Here is a 17,266-nt window from a genome sequence, read left to right on the forward strand (position 1 = left end):
TCGTCCCTGTTGTCGCCCTCGCTGTAGTTCTCGTCCTGGCCGGCGTCGTTGACGGCGCCGAGCGTCCTTCTTCCCGCATTCTTGCCGGGCTCCAGCAATGCGCCGAGACGTTTATCATCGGCGCTATCGTTCAAGCGGCATTGCTGGAGTTCACCTTCATGAAGCCCTTCTGCTTCGCGGTCGCAACGGCCCTCGTCATCCAGATCTCCGGTTGCGCGTCATCGGGGACGGCCTCGAATGCGCCGCCGCCGCCCGGTTCTTCGGCAGCCAGTTCGACGGACGCCGCGGCGAAACCCCCGAGACTCAGCATCGGTGTCAGGGATCCCGATACCGAATTGATTCTCCCGTGGTTCCTCGACGATATCGTCAATCGCGTGAACAATCCCTGACGCACCGGCTCGGATGGCTTGTTCAGATCGCCGCCTTGCCGCGAATCATGAGCCCCATGAAATACAGGCCGCCGAGCAAGGTCGCGACCAGTCCGACCGGAATCTGCAGCGGGAAGAGCGCGTTACGGCCCAGCCAGTCCGCGAGCACCATGATCGAAGCGCCGAGCATCGCGGCGGCCGCGAGGTGCGCTCCCGCGCGCCGGAACCCGAGCATGCGGGCCAGATGAGGGGCCATGAGACCGATGAAGCTGAACGGTCCCATGAGGATCGTCGCGACGCCTGTCATCAGCGCCGCGAGTAACAGCAGCGCGAGTTGACTCGACTGCGTCCCCACGCCGAGACTCGCGGCCGCGCGTTCGCCGAGCGGCAGGATGTCGAGCCAGCGCACGCAGAGGGCCGTCGCGCCGATGAGCCCGATCGCCGCGATCGAGAACACGGCCGCATCGCGCGCGCTGACGTCATAGGTCGAACCCGCCATCCACGCAAGCAGGCCGCTCATGCGCGGATCGTCGCTCGCGAGCAGCACGGTCACGAGCGCGCTGAGCGCGGTGCCGAGCGTCACGCCGACGAGCAGCACGCGTTCGGGTGCGAAGTCATGGCGTCGGCCAAGCGCGAGCAAGACGAGCAGCGTCGCAAACGCGCCCGCGCCGGCCGCGCCGATCTGCAGGAGGTCGCCGGCCTCGCGCGTCATGAAAAGCAGGCCGATCAGACCGAGCGATGCGCCCGTCGAAATGCCGAGCACCTCGGGGCTTGCCATGGCATTGCGCGTCACGCGCTGCAGGATCGCGCCCGCGATCGCGAGCATGAGGCCCGCCACGAGCGCCGCCGCGACGCGCGGTCCGCGCCAGTGCAGCATCGCCGCATCGTGGCCGAGCGAGGCATGCCATCCGTGCGCGGAAGCGCCCAACGCGAGCGCCATCACGACAGCCGTCGCAAGCACGAGCGCGCCGCATGCGATCGAGAAGGACATCTTGGGTGATTTGCCCGGCGTCATGCTTGACGGTGTATCGGGGACGACCGGGCGCGCGGGCAAACGCGGCAGCAGCCAGAACAGAAACGGCGCGCCGAGCAGCGACAGCGCCGCGCCGGTCGGAATGCCCGCCCATGCGCCCGTCAACGATTGCATGATTTCGTCGGCGCTCCAGAGCAAGGCGGCGCCGAACAGCGGCGCCCAGATCAGCCGGTCCTTGAAGCGGCGCGCGCCGGTCAGTCTGACGATCGTCGGCGCGAGCATGCCGAGAAAACCGATGACCCCGACCGACGCGACGACGGATGCCGCGAGATAGACCGCCAACGCGAGCGCGCCGAGCTTCACGAAACGAAGCGGGACACCGAGACCCCGCGCGCGTTCGTCGGACAGCGACAACGTCGTGAGCGGGCGCGCGAGTATCGCGGCGAGCACCGCGCCGATGACGAGGCACGGAAACAGCGTCGTCGGCGCATCCCAGTTGTTCTGGTTCAGCGCGCCCGCGTCCCAGATGAACAACGACTGCAGTGCGTCGTGATGCAGCACGATCAGAACGGCATTGATCGAGCCGCAATAGAAATTCAACAACAGGCCCGCGAGAATCAGCGAGACCGGCGCGAGGCGGCGGCGCCATGCGAGCGCGACGACGCACAGCATGCCGAGCGCCGCGCCTGCGAACGCGATCCACGATTGCCCGGCGAAGAGCCATTGCGGCGCGAACAGCAAGGCGATCGACAGCGCGAGCGAAGCCCCGGCCGATACGCCGAGCGTCGTCGGCTCCGCGAGCGGATTGCGCAGCACTTGCTGGAAGATCGTGCCGGCCAAAGACAGCAGTGCGCCTGCAAGCACGCAGACGACGAGCCGCGGCAGATCGCTGCCGTATATGACGAGTTGGCGGATGTCGTCGAGGTCGGGCGACCGTATCGCTTGCCCCCAGAGCCGCATCGGCAACTGCATGTCGATCCGATGCGCGAACAGCGCCAGCGCGACACACGCGAGCGCGCCGGTCAGCCAGGCCGGATGCATCGAAAACGCGGGGCGTATCGCGCGCGCCGCGATGCGTTCATCCATGGGCGCGTTCCGTTTGTGAGCCGAGCGCGACGAGTCCCGCCGTCAGCGCCTGTGCGAACTGGACCGCGCTCGAGAGCGCGCCGTACGCGAAGAAGCCGGGCAACGGTTCGACGCGCCGGTCGCGCACGAAAGGCAGGTGCTGCCAGAGCAGACTGCGGCTCAGGTTGTGGAGCGCGATCCGGTCGGAGGCGCCATGGCTGATATAGAACATCGACGCGTCTCGGTAAGCCGCGAGTGCTTCGATGCCCTGCAGCAGATAGCCGGAGTCGGTCGAGCCCGGCCATGCATTGCGCACGCCGAGCTGATCCATGACATCCTGCATCAGACTGTTGGGGCCGTACAGATAGAGATGCCGTCCATCGTCATAGAGATCGACGACGAGAATCGGAGGAAGTGTGCCGAGCATCGATACGGTTCGCGCGCATGCCGCGAGCGCATCGCCGACCGCGTCGAGATACCGCTGCGCATCGCGTTCGCAGCCGACGCGCGTCGCGAGCCGACGCGTCTCGGCGACGGCGCGCGCATACGGCCGACCGTGCTGCGCATCGTAGATGTCGACCGTGAAAGTCGGGGCCAGCGTGGCGAGACGTGAGGCGAGATGCGTCTGGTTCGTGTCGATGACGATGAGTTCGGGCGCGAGCTGTTCGAGCAGTTCGAGATTCGGTTCGTCGTGGCTGCCGAGATCGAGGGTCGGCTCGGGCATCGGGGGCAGCGCGCCCGCGCGCGGATAGTCGAAGCGCTCGGTCACGGCGATCGGCGCGATGCCGATCGACAGCAGCATCTGCGCACCGGCCCAACTCAACGAGACGATGCGCGGCGATGCGTCGACGCGCATCGGACGCGCGGGCGCGGCCCATGCAACGTGGCCCGATGCGCCGAAGGCGGACAGCGCGGCCGTCGATCCGAGCGCGCCGATCGTCTTCAGAAGGGCGCGCCGGTCATGATGTCTGATGCGTAGGGGCATACCTCGATCTATCCGTGCGCATCAAACGACGTCGATCACCATTGATACGTCGCGCGGCCGACCACGGTCAGGCGCTGATCATACGTGCAGTAGTCGGCGGCCTGGCAGTTCACATACACGCGGTCGAACAGATTCTGCGCGTTGACCGAGAAGCGCCAGTGGCGAATGTCGTAATGCACGGCCGCATCGACGAGCGTCATCGACGGCATCAGCAGCGTATTGGCCTCGTCGCCGAACTGCGGGCTCAGATAGCGCACGCCGCCGCCGACGCCGAAGCCCGTGAGCAAGCCGCCCGAGAACGTCTTGTCGAGCCACGCGCTCGCCATATTGTGCGGGACGTTGACGGCGCGATTACCCGCATAGCCTTGATCGCTTTGCGTGATCACGCCGTTCATATACGTGTACGCGGCCGTCAGACTCACGCCCGATCCAAGATCGGCGACGCCCGATAGTTCGACGCCCTGCACGCGCTGGCCGCCCATCTGCACGACGAAGTTGCCGTCGGGATGCTCGTAGTCGGGCTCGGTCACGTTCTTCTGCAGGATGTTGTAGAGCGACAGCATCGCGAAGCTTTTCTGGCCCGCGGGCTGGTACTTGACCCCGACTTCGAAGCTTTGGCCCGTCGTGGGCTTGAGCGCCGCTCCGTTATACGTGTTGCCGAGACCCGGCGTGAACGATGTCGAATAACTCATGTACGGCGCGAGACCGGTGTCGGACAGATAGACGAGACCCGCGCGCCACGTGAAGCGATTTTCGGCGTTGCTTTGGTCGGTTTCGCCCGCGAGCCGGTCGTATTCGTCCGTATGCGCGGAGTCTTCGCGTACCCCGAGCGTGCCGATCAGATTGCCGAAGCGGATCTGGTCCTGCGCGTAGACGCCGGTCTGTTCGACATGATGCTCGACGCTGTAGTCGACGCCGCCGAGCACGATCGGACCGCCGTAGATCGGGTTGTAGAGATTGAGCGACGGCACCGACGTCGCGTCGTTTTCGGCCCAGCGGTCGACCGCATGCAGATAGTCGATGCCGACGAGCGCCGTATGTTGAAGCGGGCCCGTGTCGAACTTGAATTGCGCCTGATTGTCGACGGTGAAGCTGTCGGAGCTCGCTTGCGCGGCGAACGCATAGCGGTCGAGCGTTTCGAGATCGTCTTCGAGTCCGGCGCTGCCGACGGTCTCTTCATCGAAGTTGACGTGCGTGTAGCGGAAATTCTGGCGCAAGGTCAGCCAGTCGTTGACGCGGTGTTCGAGCTCGTATCCGATGCCGACCTCGGTGCGCCGGATCTGATTGAAGTCGGGTTCGCCTTCGAACAGGTTCGTGCCGATCGTCGCGCCGAGCGGACCCGGATACAGCGTGCCGACGGCGGGCAGATCGACCGTGGGGATGCTTGTGTTCCGGTAGTCGAAGTGCGAGAGCAGCGTGAACGTCGTGTCCGCGCTCGGTTTCCACGTGAGCGCGGGGGCGATGTAGAAGCGCTTGTCCGTCTGATAGTCCTGCTGCGAACCGTCGACGTGCGCATCGCCGGTCACGCGGTAAAGCAGCGAGCCGTCTTGCGTGACGGGACCGCTGAGATCGAAGCGGCCGCCCACGCTGCCGAAGCTGCCGACGTCGAACGACACTTCGTGAAGCGGATCGTCGGTCGGGCGCTTCGTGACGAGATTGATCATGCCGCCCGGGATGTTCTGGCCGTAGAGCACCGAGGCCGGTCCGCGCAGCACGTCGATGCGTTCGAGCGCGTAGGGATCGACCGTCGGCGCGAGCAGCGTGAAATAGGTTTCGGTCGACAGGCCGTCGACGAACGGAAACTGGTTCGGGAAGCCCCGCACCATGAAGTAGTCGACCGTATTGTTGAGCGCGCCGTATTCCTCGCCGATGACGCCGGCCGTGTAACGCAGTGCCTGCCCCACCGTTTGCGCGCCCTGCGCCTGGATCTGATCGGCCGTGATGACGGAGATCGACTGCGGCGTTTCGACGAGCGGCGTATCGGTCTTCGTGCCCGTCGCGCTTCGCGTTGCGACAAAGCCGCTCACGGGGCCCGTCGCCGTCTCGGTTTCGCGCTTGTCGGACACGATGACGGCCGGCAGCGATTCCGTCGGCGGCGACGCATCTCCGCCTTGCACGGCCGGCGCGGGCGCCGCCGTCGAGTCGTCCTGGCCCGCGGCCTGCGCATGGACCGAGCACGCGAGCATGCAGGCCGCCGCGATGATCGATGCGCGCAGCGGGTGTCGCTCGCGCGGGTGGGTCGTTCGGTCCGAGCCGGCCGCTGCCGGATGGAAATCTGTCTGCTGCATCCCCGTTGTGCTCGTTGTCATGTCAGAAAGCGTTCGTGTGGCGCGGCGCATCGTGTGCCTGCGCCGCCAAGGCTGCCGCGACGGATCGTGAGAGAATGAGAATCATTACTGACTCAATCGGGACGATCTTACGTGCGCGGCGAAGTGCATGAAGGATACGGTCGACCGTTTCGCTGTGTATTGCCAATCGATGTTGCAAACAGGTCAATTACTTGCCCGAATTCGATGAAATCAGCCGAAATCGAGAATCTCCATACGGCCTGGCCCTGGCGCGCGATCCATACGGCGGGATCGGCGGCGCCGCTCGTGGTCAGCGCATGGGAATACGGGAGCGGCGAGCGCGAGATCTGGCATGCGCACCAAGAGGCGCAAATGATCTATGTGACGCGTGGCGTGTTGCGCGTGTCGACGCCGGCGGGCATCTGGACGCTGCCGCCGTTTCACGGGATCTGGCTGCCGCCGACGGTGCTTCACGAGCTTCAGGCGGTCGGCGCGGTCGCGGTCCGCAGCGCGTTGATCGCGCCGGAGGCCTCGCTCGCGGTCCAAGAATGGAAGCAATGCCGCGTGTTGCGCGTCGGTCCCTTGCTCGACGCGCTCGTCGGCACGCTCACGGGACCGATCGACGAGGCGGATCCGCGCTCGGAACTCGTTGTCTCGCTGTTTCTGCTCGAACTGTCGAAAGCACAGACCGCATTGACGAGCGGCGCGCTTCCGCTGCCGCATGATCGGCGCTTGCGCATGATCTGCGAGCAGTTGCTGGCCGATCCGCAGAACAACGACACGATCGAGCTCTGGAGCGAGCGCGTCGGCGCGAGTGTGCGCACGCTCGCGCGTCTGTTCAGGGAGGAGACGGGGCTGAGCTTCGGTCAGTGGCGACAGCAGCTTCGGCTCGTCGAAGCGATGACGCGGCTCGCGCTCGGCATCCCCGTGTCGACGATCGCCGTCGAACTCGGTTATCAAAGTTCGAGCGCATTTATTTCGATGTTCCGGAAAGTGCTTGGCGATACGCCGCAGCGCTATCTAAGACGGTTTGAAGACACAAGGGACGCGTTAGCGACCTGACGTATGCTCACGGCTTCGAGGATCGCGCCGATTGCGTTCGATCCGGACTTGAAAACGAGGTGGGGATGCAGATCGCTAGGCGCAATGGTGTAGTGTCGGTCGATGTCAGCGGTATCCGAACAATCGGAGAGTCCGCGACGCAACGAGTCGATTTCGAGTCGGGCGGCGGCGCCGGGTTCTCCACGATCCCGCTCGTCTCCGCGATAGCTCTGGGTGACGTGCCGTATGCGATCAATTTGTCCGGCGTCGGCCTGGAAGGCTTTACGTTAACGTTGACTGCGCTGCAGCCGCCGCAGAGCGGGATCCCAAGCGTTGAAGTCGATTGGTTGGCTCTCCCGGGTTCTTGAACCGACGCGCGTTGGCGAACGTATCGCGACATCGGCTCGATGCACTCGGTGAACGGCTCGGAAAGCGCAATCCGTCATGATGCGTTCAAAGCACGTCGGTCGGTTCGATCATCGCGGGAATCTGTGCTTTTAGCGCGTCGATCGCGACGCGCGTTTTCGCGCGCAGATGACGCACGTTGGGCCAGACCGCATAGACGTTTTGCGAACGCACGCGATACCGGTTGAGCACGGGCACGAGCGCGCCGCTCTTGACGTAACGCGTGAGCAGCCAGCATGGCAGCCACGCGAGCCCATGTCCGTCGATGGCCGCTGCCGCAATCGCCTGGATGTCGTCCATGCTGACCTGCGATCGAATCCGGATCGGCTGTGGTTTGCCGCTCGAATCCGGTACGTCCCACGGCGCAATGGCGCCGGCGCGCGAATACGCGATCGCCACGTGATCGTCGAGTTCCTCGATGCGCGTCGGCGTGCCGTGCTTCGCCAGGTAGTCGGGCGAGGCCGCGATCATGATGTGCTGCGCGCCGAGATGCCGCGCCGCGAGTACGCTGCTGTCGCGCAACTCGCCGATGCGTACGACGAGATCGAGTCCCTCTTCGATCAGGTCCGTAAAGCGATCGGTAAACGAGATGTCGATCTGCAGTTTCGGATATTGATGCGCGAGGCCGAGCAACACCGGCGCGACGCACAAATGGCCGAACGCCTCGGGCACGCTGACGCGCAAGCGTCCTTCGGGTTCGACGCGGCTCGTATCGAATGCGGCTTCGACGCTTTCGAGTTCCGCGAGCGCGCGCACGCAACGCGCGTAATACGCGTGGCCTTCGGTCGTGAGCGTTTGTGTGCGCGTCGTGCGATGAAGCAGTCGCACACCGAGCCGCGTTTCAAGCCGCGTGATGGCCTTGCCGACCGCCGAACGCGTCAGATGCATGCGTTCGGCCGCCTGCGCAAAACTCCCGGCCTCGACGACCTGTACGAAAGTCACGACCCCATCGAGCTTTTCTCTCATCGGACGTTTTATTGGTTCCTGGTGGGAATCTATTATGGGATTGAATTGAGCCAATAGGGGAATCTCGTTCCCGTAGACTGATTTCGACCTATTCGCCGATCGTCTCCGCTCAGGAGCCGCGGCGTATTTTTTCGGAGTCAGCCATGCAGGTCTGCGAGATCGAACACGATGCTTGCCTCAACGAAAGCGCCGCGACGCGCGCGCGCCGCAATACCCTCGCATTGCTCGCCGTGTGTCTGGCGGCCATGATGTTCAGCCTTGAAATATCGAGTGTGCCCGTGATCCTGCCGACGCTCGAGGTCGTATTGCACGGCGACTTCAAGCAGATCGAATGGATCATGAATGCCTATACGCTCGCATGCACGACGGTGCTGATGGCGACGGGCACGCTGGCCGATCGCTTCGGCCGCAAGCGCGTCTTTGTCGTCGCCACGCTGCTGTTCGGCGTGGCGTCGCTTGCGTGCGGTCTGGCATCGAGCATGTCGATGCTGATCGCAAGCCGCTTTCTTCAGGGCGCGAGCGGCGGCGCGATGCTGATTTGTCTCGTCGCCGTGCTTTCGCATCAATTTCCCCAAGGCGCCGAGCGCGCGCGAGCGTTTAGCGTATGGGGCATCGTGCTGGGCATCGGGCTCGGGTTCGGCCCCTTGGTCGGCGGCGCGATCGTCGCTTTGTCGAACTGGAAGTGGGTCTTCTGGGTTCATGTGCTCATCACGGTCGTCGTGCTGGGTCTGGCCAGGCTCGGTGTGCGTGAGTCGCGCGATCCGCAAGCGCGCAAGCTCGACGTCGCCGGCATGGTCACGTTGTCGGCCGCCGTGTTCGGCTTCGTCTGGTTCATCACGCATGGCGCCGACGAAGGCGTGACATCGTCGTCGGCGTTGACGGCGCTGGCATTCAGCGCCGTGTGCTTGATCGCGTTTCTTAGGGTCGAAAAGCGCAGCCCGCATCCGTTGTTCGATTTTTCGGTCTTGAAGGTGCGCGCATTTTCAGGTGCTTTAGCAGGGTCGGCCGGCATGAATTGCAGCTTCTGGCCGTTCATTATTTATTTGCCGATTTATTTCCAAAGCGCATTGGGCGACACGCCGTTGACCGCGGGCATTTCGCTGCTTGCCTATACCTTGCCGACACTCGTGTTCCCGCCGATCGGCGAGCGTCTCGCGGTCCGCTATGCGCCGGCCTATGTGATCCCCGGCGGACTGTTGACGATCGGCATCGGTTTCTTTCTGATGCGGCTCGGTATCGCGGCCGATCATGCGAACGGCACGCTCATGGTGCTCGGCTGCCTGATCGCGGGCGCGGGGCTCGGTTTGACCAACACGCCTGTGACGAACACGACGACGGGCTCGGTGTCGGCGGCGCGCGCGGGCATGGCGTCGGGCATCGACATGAGTGCGCGATTCATCACGCTCGCGATCCATATCGCATTGATGGGTGCGCTGCTCGTCAAGGGCGTGTCACGGCATCTCGAACAAGCCTTGAGCGCGACGCCGCTAGCCGGCGCGCACGCCGGATCGTGGCAGCAGCTCGCGAGTCGTGTCGCATCGGGCGATCTGGCTTCGCTCGACGTCGGCGCGTCGGCGTCGCTGTCCGCGGTGCAACTCGATGCGGTCGGCCGGGCCGCGCTCGTCAATGGATTCGGTTGGGTCACGCTGTATGGCGGGATCGCGGTCTGCGTGCTCGCGTTGATCAGCTACGCGCTGTTCTCGGGCGGACTGCGCGGCGTGCGTCGATCCGCCGAGCGTGCGCTCGACAACGCATGAAGTCGCGACGCCGAGGCGACGCCTGCGAAGCGATACCCGTTAAGCGATACCGACTAAGCGGCGCCGATGAAGCGACGTCTATGAACGGGTTCCTATGACGCAGGTCGCGCGAGCGGCAGCGTGGCCGGCGCGTCGGAGAGCTGCACGTCATGCAAGCGCACGCTCGCCTTCGCGACCGCGCGCGACAGCCGCGCAATCTCGTTCAGATGCTCGATCATGTCGTTCGCGAGGCGGAACTGGAGCGCATCGTCCTGACTGCGCAATTGGAGCGCCGACAGGATCGCCTGTCGCGCCGCGTCGGCTTGCGCTTCCATTTCGGGTTTCGCGTTGACGATGCGCGCGACGACCTCGGCTTCCGGGTGCGCGATCGTCTGCACGGCCAGCGTGTAATGCTCGATGACGTTCGTCGCGAACCGGACGATCTCGGCGCCGCGCAAGCGCTCGATGTCCGCATGCTGCGCAAGCCTGCGCTGGCTCAGCGCGAGCATGCTCGTCGTCGCGACTTCACGGATCGCATCGAGACATGTCGCGATACGCGCGAGATCGACGAGCTGCCGTCCCTCGTCGTCGCTCTGGGCAGCGTCCGATAGCGTGCCGATATACGTGAGGATCGCGGTGCTCAGCGTATCGGCGGCCTTGTCTTCCTGCGTCAGCGCGGTGAGCGCCTGCGTGCTGCTTTCGCGGACCAGCGCCGCGCTATGTTCGACGAGTTGCTGGACCTGCTGACCGAGCCCGACCAGTTCGAGCTGCACGCGGCTGATCGCAAGCGAGGGCATGTCGACGAGCGTGTCGTCGAGATAGCGCGGCACGCTCGGGTCCTGCCAGCTCGGCTGCTTGGGCCGCGCAAGACGTTCGGCGAGCTTGCCGATCGGTCCCGTGAACCAGATCAGCACGACGGTGTTGAATACGCTGAACACGGTATGCGCATTGGCGACCTGTCGCGGCGTCTCGGCCGCGAGACGCGCCGCGCCGGTCAAATCGGGCGCGGACGGCGAGATCTGACGCACGACGTCGGCGAACTGCGGAATCACGAACGCGAAAAACACGACGCCGAGCAGATTGAACAGCAGATGCACGATGCCGACCTGCGCGGCTTGCGCCGACTTGCCGATCGAGGCGAGCAAGGCCGTTCCGCAGGTGCCGACATTGGCGCCGAGGATCAGTGCGATACCCGATTCGAGCGGAATCAAGCCCTGGCTGCCGAGCGCGATGACGATCGCGAGCGTCGCGGCCGAACTTTGCACGATCGCCGTGAACAGCGCGCCGACGACGATGCCGAGCACGGGGCTGCGCATGTCCTGCATCGCGGCGATGAACGGCGCGTAATTGCGCAAGGGCCGCGTCGCGTCGCCCATGAGTTCGATGCCGAGAAACAGCAGCCCGAGACCCAGGAACACGCCGCCGAGTTCGCGCAGCAATTCGCGTTTCGAGAAACCGTATAGCAGGAATCCGCCGGCGAGCAGGAACGGCGTCACGGCGGAGATATTGAACGCGATGATCTGCGCGGTCAGCGTCGAGCCGATATTCGCGCCCATGATGACCGGGATCGACTGCTGGAGCGTCATGAGTCCCGCGGAGACAAAGCCCACGAGCAGGACCGTCGTGATCGTCGAGGAGTTCAGCAGCGCGGTGATGGCGGCACCCGCGAGCACGCCGCGAAAGCGGCTCGCGGTCAGCGTGCCGAGCAGCGCCTGCAGACGCGAGCCGGCAATAGCCTTGAGCCCGTCGGTCATGAGCTGCAGCCCGAACAGGAACAGTGCGAGCCCGCCGACGAGCAGGCCTACGATTTCGATCAGGTTCAGGCTCGCTTCAGGCTGCATGTCCGTCCGCCCCGTCAAACCAACGATCGTCGGATTGTACGGGCATTCGCCGATCTTCCGCGCACCGCGCCGGCCGCTTCGGATAGGCCGCTTTCCGCGGGGTTTCGCGCGGCGATCGTCAGCGTGCCGCGCCTCGTCTACCGCTTGCCGCCGCGCAGCGCGAACGCACCCGCGACGCATGCGAGCATCGCGACGCCCGCGATCAGAAACGCGTCGCTGTACGCCATCAGCAGCGCTTCGCGCATGACCTGGCGATCGACGATCGCGAGCGCGGCCTCGCGCACGCCCTCGATGCGACCATGCGGCCAAGCCTCCGCGCGGACCCGATGGGCATGCGCGAGCATGCGGCCGAGATCCGCGACACGCGCCTGGAACGCCTGCGCGTACGGACTCACGGCCTCGCCGATGCGCGCGGCGTGAAGCTTCTGCCGCTCGACGACGATCTGGCTCGCGACGGCGATGCCGATCGCCCCGCCGACATTGCGGACCATGTTGAACACGCCCGATGCCGAGCCGAGCTGCGCCGTATCAATCCCGCGCACGGCCATGACCGACAGCGCGATGACCACGAGCGATTGACCGATGCCGCGCACGATCAGCGACGGCACGATGGTGTTCGCCGCGGAGTCCGCGTCGAGATGGATGTTCATCAGACAGCCCGCGGCCACCAGCAGAAAACCCGCGGCGATCGCGATGCGCGGCCCCGTGCGGCGCATGAGCGGCGGCGTCAGAAACGACATCGCGAATTGCACGAGGCCGTACGGGATCATCGTCATGCCGATGTCGCGCGCGCTATAGGCCTGCACTTCGGCGAGGTAGTTCGGCACGAGGAAGACGACACCGAACGCGACCGCGCCGAACAGAAACTGCATGAGGCTCGCGATGCCGAAGTTGTATCCCGCGAGCAGGCGCAGATTGATGAACGGCTGTGCGCGCCGTACCTCGATCGCGACGAAGGCCGTGAGACCCGCGATCGCCACGCACGTCAGCATGACGATGCCGCTCGACGCGAACCAGTCCTTGCGGCCGCCTTCTTCGAGCACGATCTGCAGCGTGCTGAGTCCGGCCGCCATCGTGAGGATGCCGAGCCAGTCCGCGTTGCGCAGCTTCCGGATATCGACGACGACGGGCTGGATCGCCCAGGCGATCGCGGCGATCAGCGCGATCGCGGGCGGAATCTGAAGATAGAAGATCCAGCGCCACGAATACGTATCGGTGAGCCAGCCGCCGAGCGAGGGGCCCGCCGCCTGCGCGACGTTGTTCGCGACGGCGAACAGCGCCATGCCGAGCGGATGCCGCGACTTCGGCAATTCGGTGGCGATAAGCTGGAACGACAAGGGGATCAGCACGCCGCCGAACGCGCCCTGCAAGGTGCGCGCGACGATCATCGAGCCGATCGTGGGCGCGATCGAGCAGGCGAGCGAGAACGCGAGAAACCCCGACGCGCCCACGAGCAGCACGCGGCGCGCCGAGAACACGCTGACGAGCCAGCCCGTCAGCGGAATCACGACGATCTCGGCGACGAGATAGGCCGTCGTGATCCATGAGCCTTCCTCGAAGCTCGCGCCGAGCGAGCCGCGGATATCGGGCAACGACGCGTTCGTCACGTGGACGTTCATGCCGGCCATGAAGCATCCGAACACGCCGCCGAGCACGGCGACCCACGCACGCAGCGAGACCGCGTCGTCGTTCGTGCGCGTCGCATGCGGGCTCATGGTTGCGCCTCGCGCGTATCGACATGCGCGATCACCGACATGCCGGGCCGCAGCACGACGTCTTGCGGCGGCGTGTCGAGCGCGATCTTGACCGGCACGCGCTGCACGATCTTCGTGAAGTTGCCGGTCGCGTTGTCGGGCGGCAGCAAGGCGAACTCGGCGCCTGAACCCGGCGCGATGCCGATGACGCGGCCGTGCAGCGTATGCGCCGCGAACGTATCGACGCCGAGCGTGACGGGCGCGCCGATGCGCATCGACGCGACCTGCGTTTCCTTGAAGTTCGCGATCACATAGACCTCGCGCAACGGCACGACGGCGAGCAGCGGCGTGCCCGCGTCGACGACTTGTCCCGCGCGCGCGGCGAGTTCGCCGACGACGCCGTCGCGTGTCGCGACGATGCGCGTGTGTTCGAGATCGAGTTGCGCGAGCGTGCGCTGCGCAAGCGCGGTCGACAGATGGGCCTGCGCGGCGTCGATTGCCGCGGTGTTCTGCGCGCGCCGCTGGTGCAGGACGTCGCGCTGATCGCGTTGCGCTTGCACCGTGGCTTGCGCGCGCACGAGCAGCGCGCGCGCCTTGAGCGCTTCCGCATGGGCTTCTTCGGTGCGCTGGCCGCTCGCGGCTTCGTCGGCGAGCAACGACGCGTAGCGGTTCGCGTCGGCGTCGCGTCGCCCGACGTCCGCGTGCGCGGCGTCGACATCGGCCTGCGCCTGCGCGATCGCGCTCGTTTGCTGGGCGAGTTGGGCGTCGAGCGTGCGCGAGGCCGCCTGGGCTTCTTCCAAGGCCGCTTGCGCGCCGAGGACGGCGGCCTGTGCCGCGTCGACTTTCGCGCGGTAGTCGCGGTCGTCGAGCGTGACGAGGATGTCGCCTCGATGCACGGCTTGATCGTCGCCGACGGCGACGTGCGTCACGGCGCCCGGCACGCGCGCGCTGACGGTGACGACGTCGGCGCGCACGTAGGCGTCGTCGGTCGATTCGATGAAGCGCGACGTGCGCCACCAATGGGCGCCGTAAACCGCGAGCGCGACGGCTGCGAGCGCGACGCCCGCGACGATCCAGGGTCGCTTGGCGCGGCGGGCAAGGGAGGCGTTTGGAACTTCGGTATCTACGGTCGTACTCATGCGAGCCACTTTTTCGATGTCGAGGAAGGGAACGCGCTCACGGCTGCCATCCGCCGCCGAGCGCCTTGAATACGGTGACCTGGTCGAGCGCGATCTGTTGCGCCGATTGCGCGAGTTCGGCATCGATGCCGACAAGGCCGCGTTCGGCGTCGAGCACGCCGAGCGAATCGAGCGCGCCCGCGCGGTACGCGCGCTCGGCGAGCGTGAAGGCGCGCGCATGGTCGGCGCGCGCGGTATCGAGCGCATCGCGCTCGCGCCAGGCCGCGCCGTAGCGCGCGAGGGCCTGCTCGGTCTCCTGCAACGCATGCAGCACGTGGGCGTCGAATGCGGCGCGTGCGCCGTTGTCGTCGGCCCGCGCGGCGCGTAGTTGCGCGCGGTCCGCGGCCAGGTTCGGAAAGCGCCAACTGATCAACGGCCCGATGCCCCAGGCAGCGGCATAGCGGTCGCCGAGCGTCGACGGATCGCCGGTCGTCGACAGGATGTTCACGGAACCGCCGAGCACGATCGACGGATAGAGCGCGGCCTGGGCCGCACCCGCGCGCGCATGCGCGGCCGCGATCCGGCGTTCGGCTTCGCGCAGGTCCGGACGCCGCCTCAGCAGCGCGGCGCCGTCGCCGACGGGAAACGGCTGCGCGAGCGTCGGCGGTGTGCGGCATTGCGCGGCGGCCGGCGGGATATCGGCAGGCGTGCGGCCCATGAGCGCCGCCAGTTCATAGAGCGCCGCGCGATGCTCGCCTTCGAGCGCGGGCAGGGCGGCGCGTGTGTCGTCGGCGAACGCGCGGGCGCGCGCGAGCTCGACCGGCGCGACGAGACCGGCTTCTTGCTGACGCGCCGTGAGCGCGGCGACGCGTTCGGCGATATCGAGCGAATGCTGCTCGACGTCGATGCGCTGCGCGTACGCGCATGCGCGGACATACGCGCTCGCGGTCTCGGCGGCGACGGTGACGCGCATCGCATCGGCGGCGGCTTGTTCGGCATCGGCATCGGCGTGGGCGGCGTCGACGAGATCGCGCACGCGGCCCCAAAGATCGACTTCCCACGAGAGTGTGAATCCGGGCGACCAGCCGAACCGCGTCGCGGCGCTGCCGCTATCGCGCGCGGCCGCGACGATCTGGTCGTTCGTGTGCTTGCCGTAGTCGACGCCAAACGAGGCCTCGGTCGACGGCAGACGCGCCGCGTCGGCTTCGCCGAGCAGCGCGCGCGCACGTTCGACGCGTGCGGCGGCCACGGCCAGATCGCGATTCTGTTCGAGCGCCTCGCGAATCAGCGCATCGAGCGCGGGATCGGTATAGAGCTGCCACCAGCGGTCGGGCGGCGCGGCCGTCGTCGCGCCGGGTACGGAGGCCGTTGCGTCGAAGGGCGCGTTGCGTGCGGCGTTCGACTCGGGCGCGCGATAGGGTTCGGTACTCGAACAGGACGCGAGCGCGACGCTCACGGCGAGCGTCGCGGCAGCTTGGGCGAATCGCGTGGCGTGCGGCGGGGAACGTCGTCCGGTAGCGGACGGGAACATCGGAGCGGCGGGCATCGGCAGTCTGGGAGCCATTCGGTGACGGTGATCCCATGTTAGGGTCGAGCCTGTGGGTCAATCTCGCGCGTCATGCGCATTCATCGTCGCGATATGGACATATGAACGATTTTTTCGAAGTGCTCGATGCGACTGACAAGGCACGCCAGATCGGTGTGCTCGCGACCGATTCGCCCGCGGGTGCGGCGTTCGCCTCCCACTCGCATGCCCAGGCCCAACTGATTCTCGCGATCGATGGCGTCGTGATCGTGCGCGCCGACGACGGCAACTGGATCGTGCCGCCTGGACGCGCGGTCTGGGTCCCCGGCGGCACGCCGCACGCGATCGAGATGGCGGCCGATGTCAGCATGTGTTCGCTGTTCGTCGCGCATGAGGTGCGGCAGACTTTGCCGCGCGAATGTCGTGTGATCGGCGTGAGCGCCTTGCTGCGCGAATTGATCCTCACGGCGCGCGGCTTGCCGGCCGACTACGACCTCACGCATCGCGCGGGCCGCGTGCTCGCGTTGATTCTCGACGAGATCGAGATCGCGCCGTCGCTGGCCTTGCATGTGCCGATGCCGCGTCATCCCGCGTTATCGGCGCTCTGCGCTCAGCTCATCCGCGAGCCGTCGGCGCCCGTGACGCTCGAGTCATGGGCACACGCGGCGCATATGAACGCGCGCACGCTCGCGCGCGCGTTCAAGCGCGAAACCGGTATGACGCCCGGCGCATGGTGGCGGCACGCGCGCTTGCTGCTGAGCTTGCCGCGGCTCGCGGCAGGCATGTCGGTGCTGGAGCTTGCACTGGAGCATGGCTACGAGAGCCCGAGCGCGTTCGCCGCGATGTTCCGCAAGGTGCTCGGCGTGCCGCCGACCGAATACTTGCGCAAGGGGTGAGCCCCGCGTGCGCGCGACCTTCAGTCGTGTGCGCAGAACTGCTCGTAGAGCACGCCCATGACGGCGATCGCTTCGGGGCTCGCGACCGAATAGAAGATGTTTTTGCCGTCGCGGCGCGCGGTGACGAGACCGTGTTCGCGAAGCACGGCCAATTGTTGCGAGAGCGTCGGCTGACGGATGCCGAGTTGCGCCTCGAGTTCGCCCACGGACAATTCGTCCTGGGCCAAGCGACACATGACGAGCAAGCGATCCGGATTGGCCAGCACCTTGAGCAGCGCGCACGCTTTAGCCGCGGATGCCTGCATGCTGTGAAGGTCGAGAGAAGGTTCGGAGGACGGCATTGGAATGAAATACTTTACCTTTTG

The 17,266-nt window shown here is 66.2% G+C and carries 14 protein-coding genes; 4 read left to right on the forward strand and 10 right to left on the reverse strand.

Features of this window, described 5'->3' with window-relative positions; all coding sequences use genetic code 11:
• Window positions 1-130 precede the first annotated feature (130 nt).
• The 4 genes from D7S86_RS29555 to D7S86_RS15335 all read right to left on the reverse strand — a co-directional run bounded on the left by D7S86_RS29555 (window position 131) and on the right by D7S86_RS15335 (window position 5,679).
• Window positions 131-310 carry a hypothetical protein gene (locus D7S86_RS29555; protein ID WP_158601970.1) on the reverse strand — a complete coding sequence of 60 codons (180 nt, stop codon included), beginning with the start codon at window positions 308-310 and terminating at the stop codon, window positions 131-133.
• A gap of 101 nt (window positions 311-411) precedes the next feature.
• The gene (gene fhuB, locus D7S86_RS15325) at window positions 412-2,427 is read right to left on the reverse strand and encodes a Fe(3+)-hydroxamate ABC transporter permease FhuB (protein WP_121087717.1); all 2,016 of its coding nucleotides are present in this window, start codon (window positions 2,425-2,427) and stop codon (window positions 412-414) included.
• The gene (locus D7S86_RS15330) at window positions 2,420-3,391 is read right to left on the reverse strand and encodes an ABC transporter substrate-binding protein (protein ID WP_121087718.1); all 972 of its coding nucleotides are present in this window, start codon (window positions 3,389-3,391) and stop codon (window positions 2,420-2,422) included. Before D7S86_RS15330 ends, fhuB begins: the two co-directional genes overlap by 8 nt.
• Before the next feature lie 35 nt (window positions 3,392-3,426).
• Entirely contained in the window at window positions 3,427-5,679 is a 2,253-nt protein-coding gene (locus D7S86_RS15335; RefSeq protein WP_158601971.1) for a TonB-dependent siderophore receptor, read from the reverse strand.
• Window positions 5,680-5,904: 225 nt separating this feature from the next.
• Between D7S86_RS15335 and D7S86_RS15340 the strand changes: the two genes are divergently transcribed.
• Both D7S86_RS15340 and D7S86_RS15345 read left to right on the forward strand, forming a co-directional pair.
• Window positions 5,905-6,741, forward strand: a complete 837-nt coding sequence (locus tag D7S86_RS15340; RefSeq protein ID WP_121087720.1) for an AraC family transcriptional regulator — start codon at window positions 5,905-5,907, stop codon at window positions 6,739-6,741.
• 65 nt (window positions 6,742-6,806) lie between these two features.
• A complete protein-coding gene (locus D7S86_RS15345; protein ID WP_121087721.1) occupies window positions 6,807-7,088 on the forward strand; it encodes a hypothetical protein in 282 nt (93 codons plus the stop codon).
• A gap of 85 nt (window positions 7,089-7,173) precedes the next feature.
• Here the strand turns inward: D7S86_RS15345 and D7S86_RS15350 are convergent, their stop codons facing one another.
• Entirely contained in the window at window positions 7,174-8,091 is a 918-nt protein-coding gene (locus D7S86_RS15350) for a LysR family transcriptional regulator (RefSeq protein ID WP_121087722.1), read from the reverse strand.
• 143 nt (window positions 8,092-8,234) lie between these two features.
• On the opposite strand from D7S86_RS15350, the gene D7S86_RS15355 reads away from it, so the two are divergent.
• On the forward strand, window positions 8,235-9,848 hold the full coding sequence (locus D7S86_RS15355; RefSeq protein ID WP_121087723.1) for an MFS transporter: 1,614 nt from the start codon (window positions 8,235-8,237) through the stop codon (window positions 9,846-9,848).
• Window positions 9,849-9,940: 92 nt separating this feature from the next.
• On the opposite strand, the gene D7S86_RS15360 is transcribed toward D7S86_RS15355, so the two are convergent.
• The 4 genes from D7S86_RS15360 to D7S86_RS15375 form a co-directional block, all read right to left on the reverse strand.
• Window positions 9,941-11,668 carry a Na/Pi cotransporter family protein gene (locus D7S86_RS15360; RefSeq protein ID WP_121087724.1) on the reverse strand — a complete coding sequence of 576 codons (1,728 nt, stop codon included), beginning with the start codon at window positions 11,666-11,668 and terminating at the stop codon, window positions 9,941-9,943.
• A 137-nt stretch (window positions 11,669-11,805) separates the two neighbouring features.
• Window positions 11,806-13,383, reverse strand: a complete 1,578-nt coding sequence (locus tag D7S86_RS15365; protein WP_121087725.1) for an MDR family MFS transporter — start codon at window positions 13,381-13,383, stop codon at window positions 11,806-11,808.
• Window positions 13,380-14,501, reverse strand: coding sequence for an HlyD family secretion protein (locus tag D7S86_RS15370; RefSeq protein WP_121087726.1), 1,122 nt, complete (start codon window positions 14,499-14,501; stop codon window positions 13,380-13,382). The genes D7S86_RS15365 and D7S86_RS15370 overlap by 4 nt, the downstream gene beginning before the upstream one ends.
• A gap of 37 nt (window positions 14,502-14,538) precedes the next feature.
• Window positions 14,539-15,936, reverse strand: a complete 1,398-nt coding sequence (locus tag D7S86_RS15375) for an efflux transporter outer membrane subunit (RefSeq protein ID WP_240648190.1) — start codon at window positions 15,934-15,936, stop codon at window positions 14,539-14,541.
• A gap of 191 nt (window positions 15,937-16,127) precedes the next feature.
• On the opposite strand from D7S86_RS15375, the gene D7S86_RS15380 reads away from it, so the two are divergent.
• On the forward strand, window positions 16,128-16,901 hold the full coding sequence (locus D7S86_RS15380; protein WP_121087864.1) for an AraC family transcriptional regulator: 774 nt from the start codon (window positions 16,128-16,130) through the stop codon (window positions 16,899-16,901).
• 20 nt (window positions 16,902-16,921) lie between these two features.
• Here D7S86_RS15380 and D7S86_RS15385 read toward each other — a convergent pair whose 3' ends face one another.
• Entirely contained in the window at window positions 16,922-17,206 is a 285-nt protein-coding gene (locus tag D7S86_RS15385) for an ArsR/SmtB family transcription factor (protein ID WP_121087728.1), read from the reverse strand.
• Window positions 17,207-17,266 lie beyond the last annotated feature (60 nt).

Origin of the sequence: Pararobbsia silviterrae, from assembly GCF_003628125.1 — a bacterium.
In the GTDB taxonomy this organism is placed as follows: domain Bacteria; phylum Pseudomonadota; class Gammaproteobacteria; order Burkholderiales; family Burkholderiaceae; genus Pararobbsia; species Pararobbsia silviterrae.

Coding starts and splice junctions, on each gene's coding strand:
- D7S86_RS15355 (WP_121087723.1), top strand. CDS start 8,235: ATGCAGGTCTGCGAGATCGAACACGATGCTTGCCTCAACGAAAGCGCC.
- D7S86_RS15350 (WP_121087722.1), bottom strand. CDS start 8,091: ATGAGAGAAAAGCTCGATGGGGTCGTGACTTTCGTACAGGTCGTCGAG.
- D7S86_RS15335 (WP_158601971.1), bottom strand. CDS start 5,679: ATGCAGCAGACAGATTTCCATCCGGCAGCGGCCGGCTCGGACCGAACG.
- D7S86_RS29555 (WP_158601970.1), bottom strand. CDS start 310: ATGCTGAGTCTCGGGGGTTTCGCCGCGGCGTCCGTCGAACTGGCTGCC.
- D7S86_RS15365 (WP_121087725.1), bottom strand. CDS start 13,383: ATGAGCCCGCATGCGACGCGCACGAACGACGACGCGGTCTCGCTGCGT.
- D7S86_RS15380 (WP_121087864.1), top strand. CDS start 16,128: ATGAACGATTTTTTCGAAGTGCTCGATGCGACTGACAAGGCACGCCAG.
- D7S86_RS15340 (WP_121087720.1), top strand. CDS start 5,905: ATGAAATCAGCCGAAATCGAGAATCTCCATACGGCCTGGCCCTGGCGC.
- D7S86_RS15385 (WP_121087728.1), bottom strand. CDS start 17,206: ATGCAGGCATCCGCGGCTAAAGCGTGCGCGCTGCTCAAGGTGCTGGCC.
- D7S86_RS15330 (WP_121087718.1), bottom strand. CDS start 3,391: ATGCCCCTACGCATCAGACATCATGACCGGCGCGCCCTTCTGAAGACG.
- D7S86_RS15360 (WP_121087724.1), bottom strand. CDS start 11,668: ATGCAGCCTGAAGCGAGCCTGAACCTGATCGAAATCGTAGGCCTGCTC.
- D7S86_RS15370 (WP_121087726.1), bottom strand. CDS start 14,501: ATGAGTACGACCGTAGATACCGAAGTTCCAAACGCCTCCCTTGCCCGC.
- fhuB (WP_121087717.1), bottom strand. CDS start 2,427: ATGGATGAACGCATCGCGGCGCGCGCGATACGCCCCGCGTTTTCGATG.
- D7S86_RS15345 (WP_121087721.1), top strand. CDS start 6,807: ATGCAGATCGCTAGGCGCAATGGTGTAGTGTCGGTCGATGTCAGCGGT.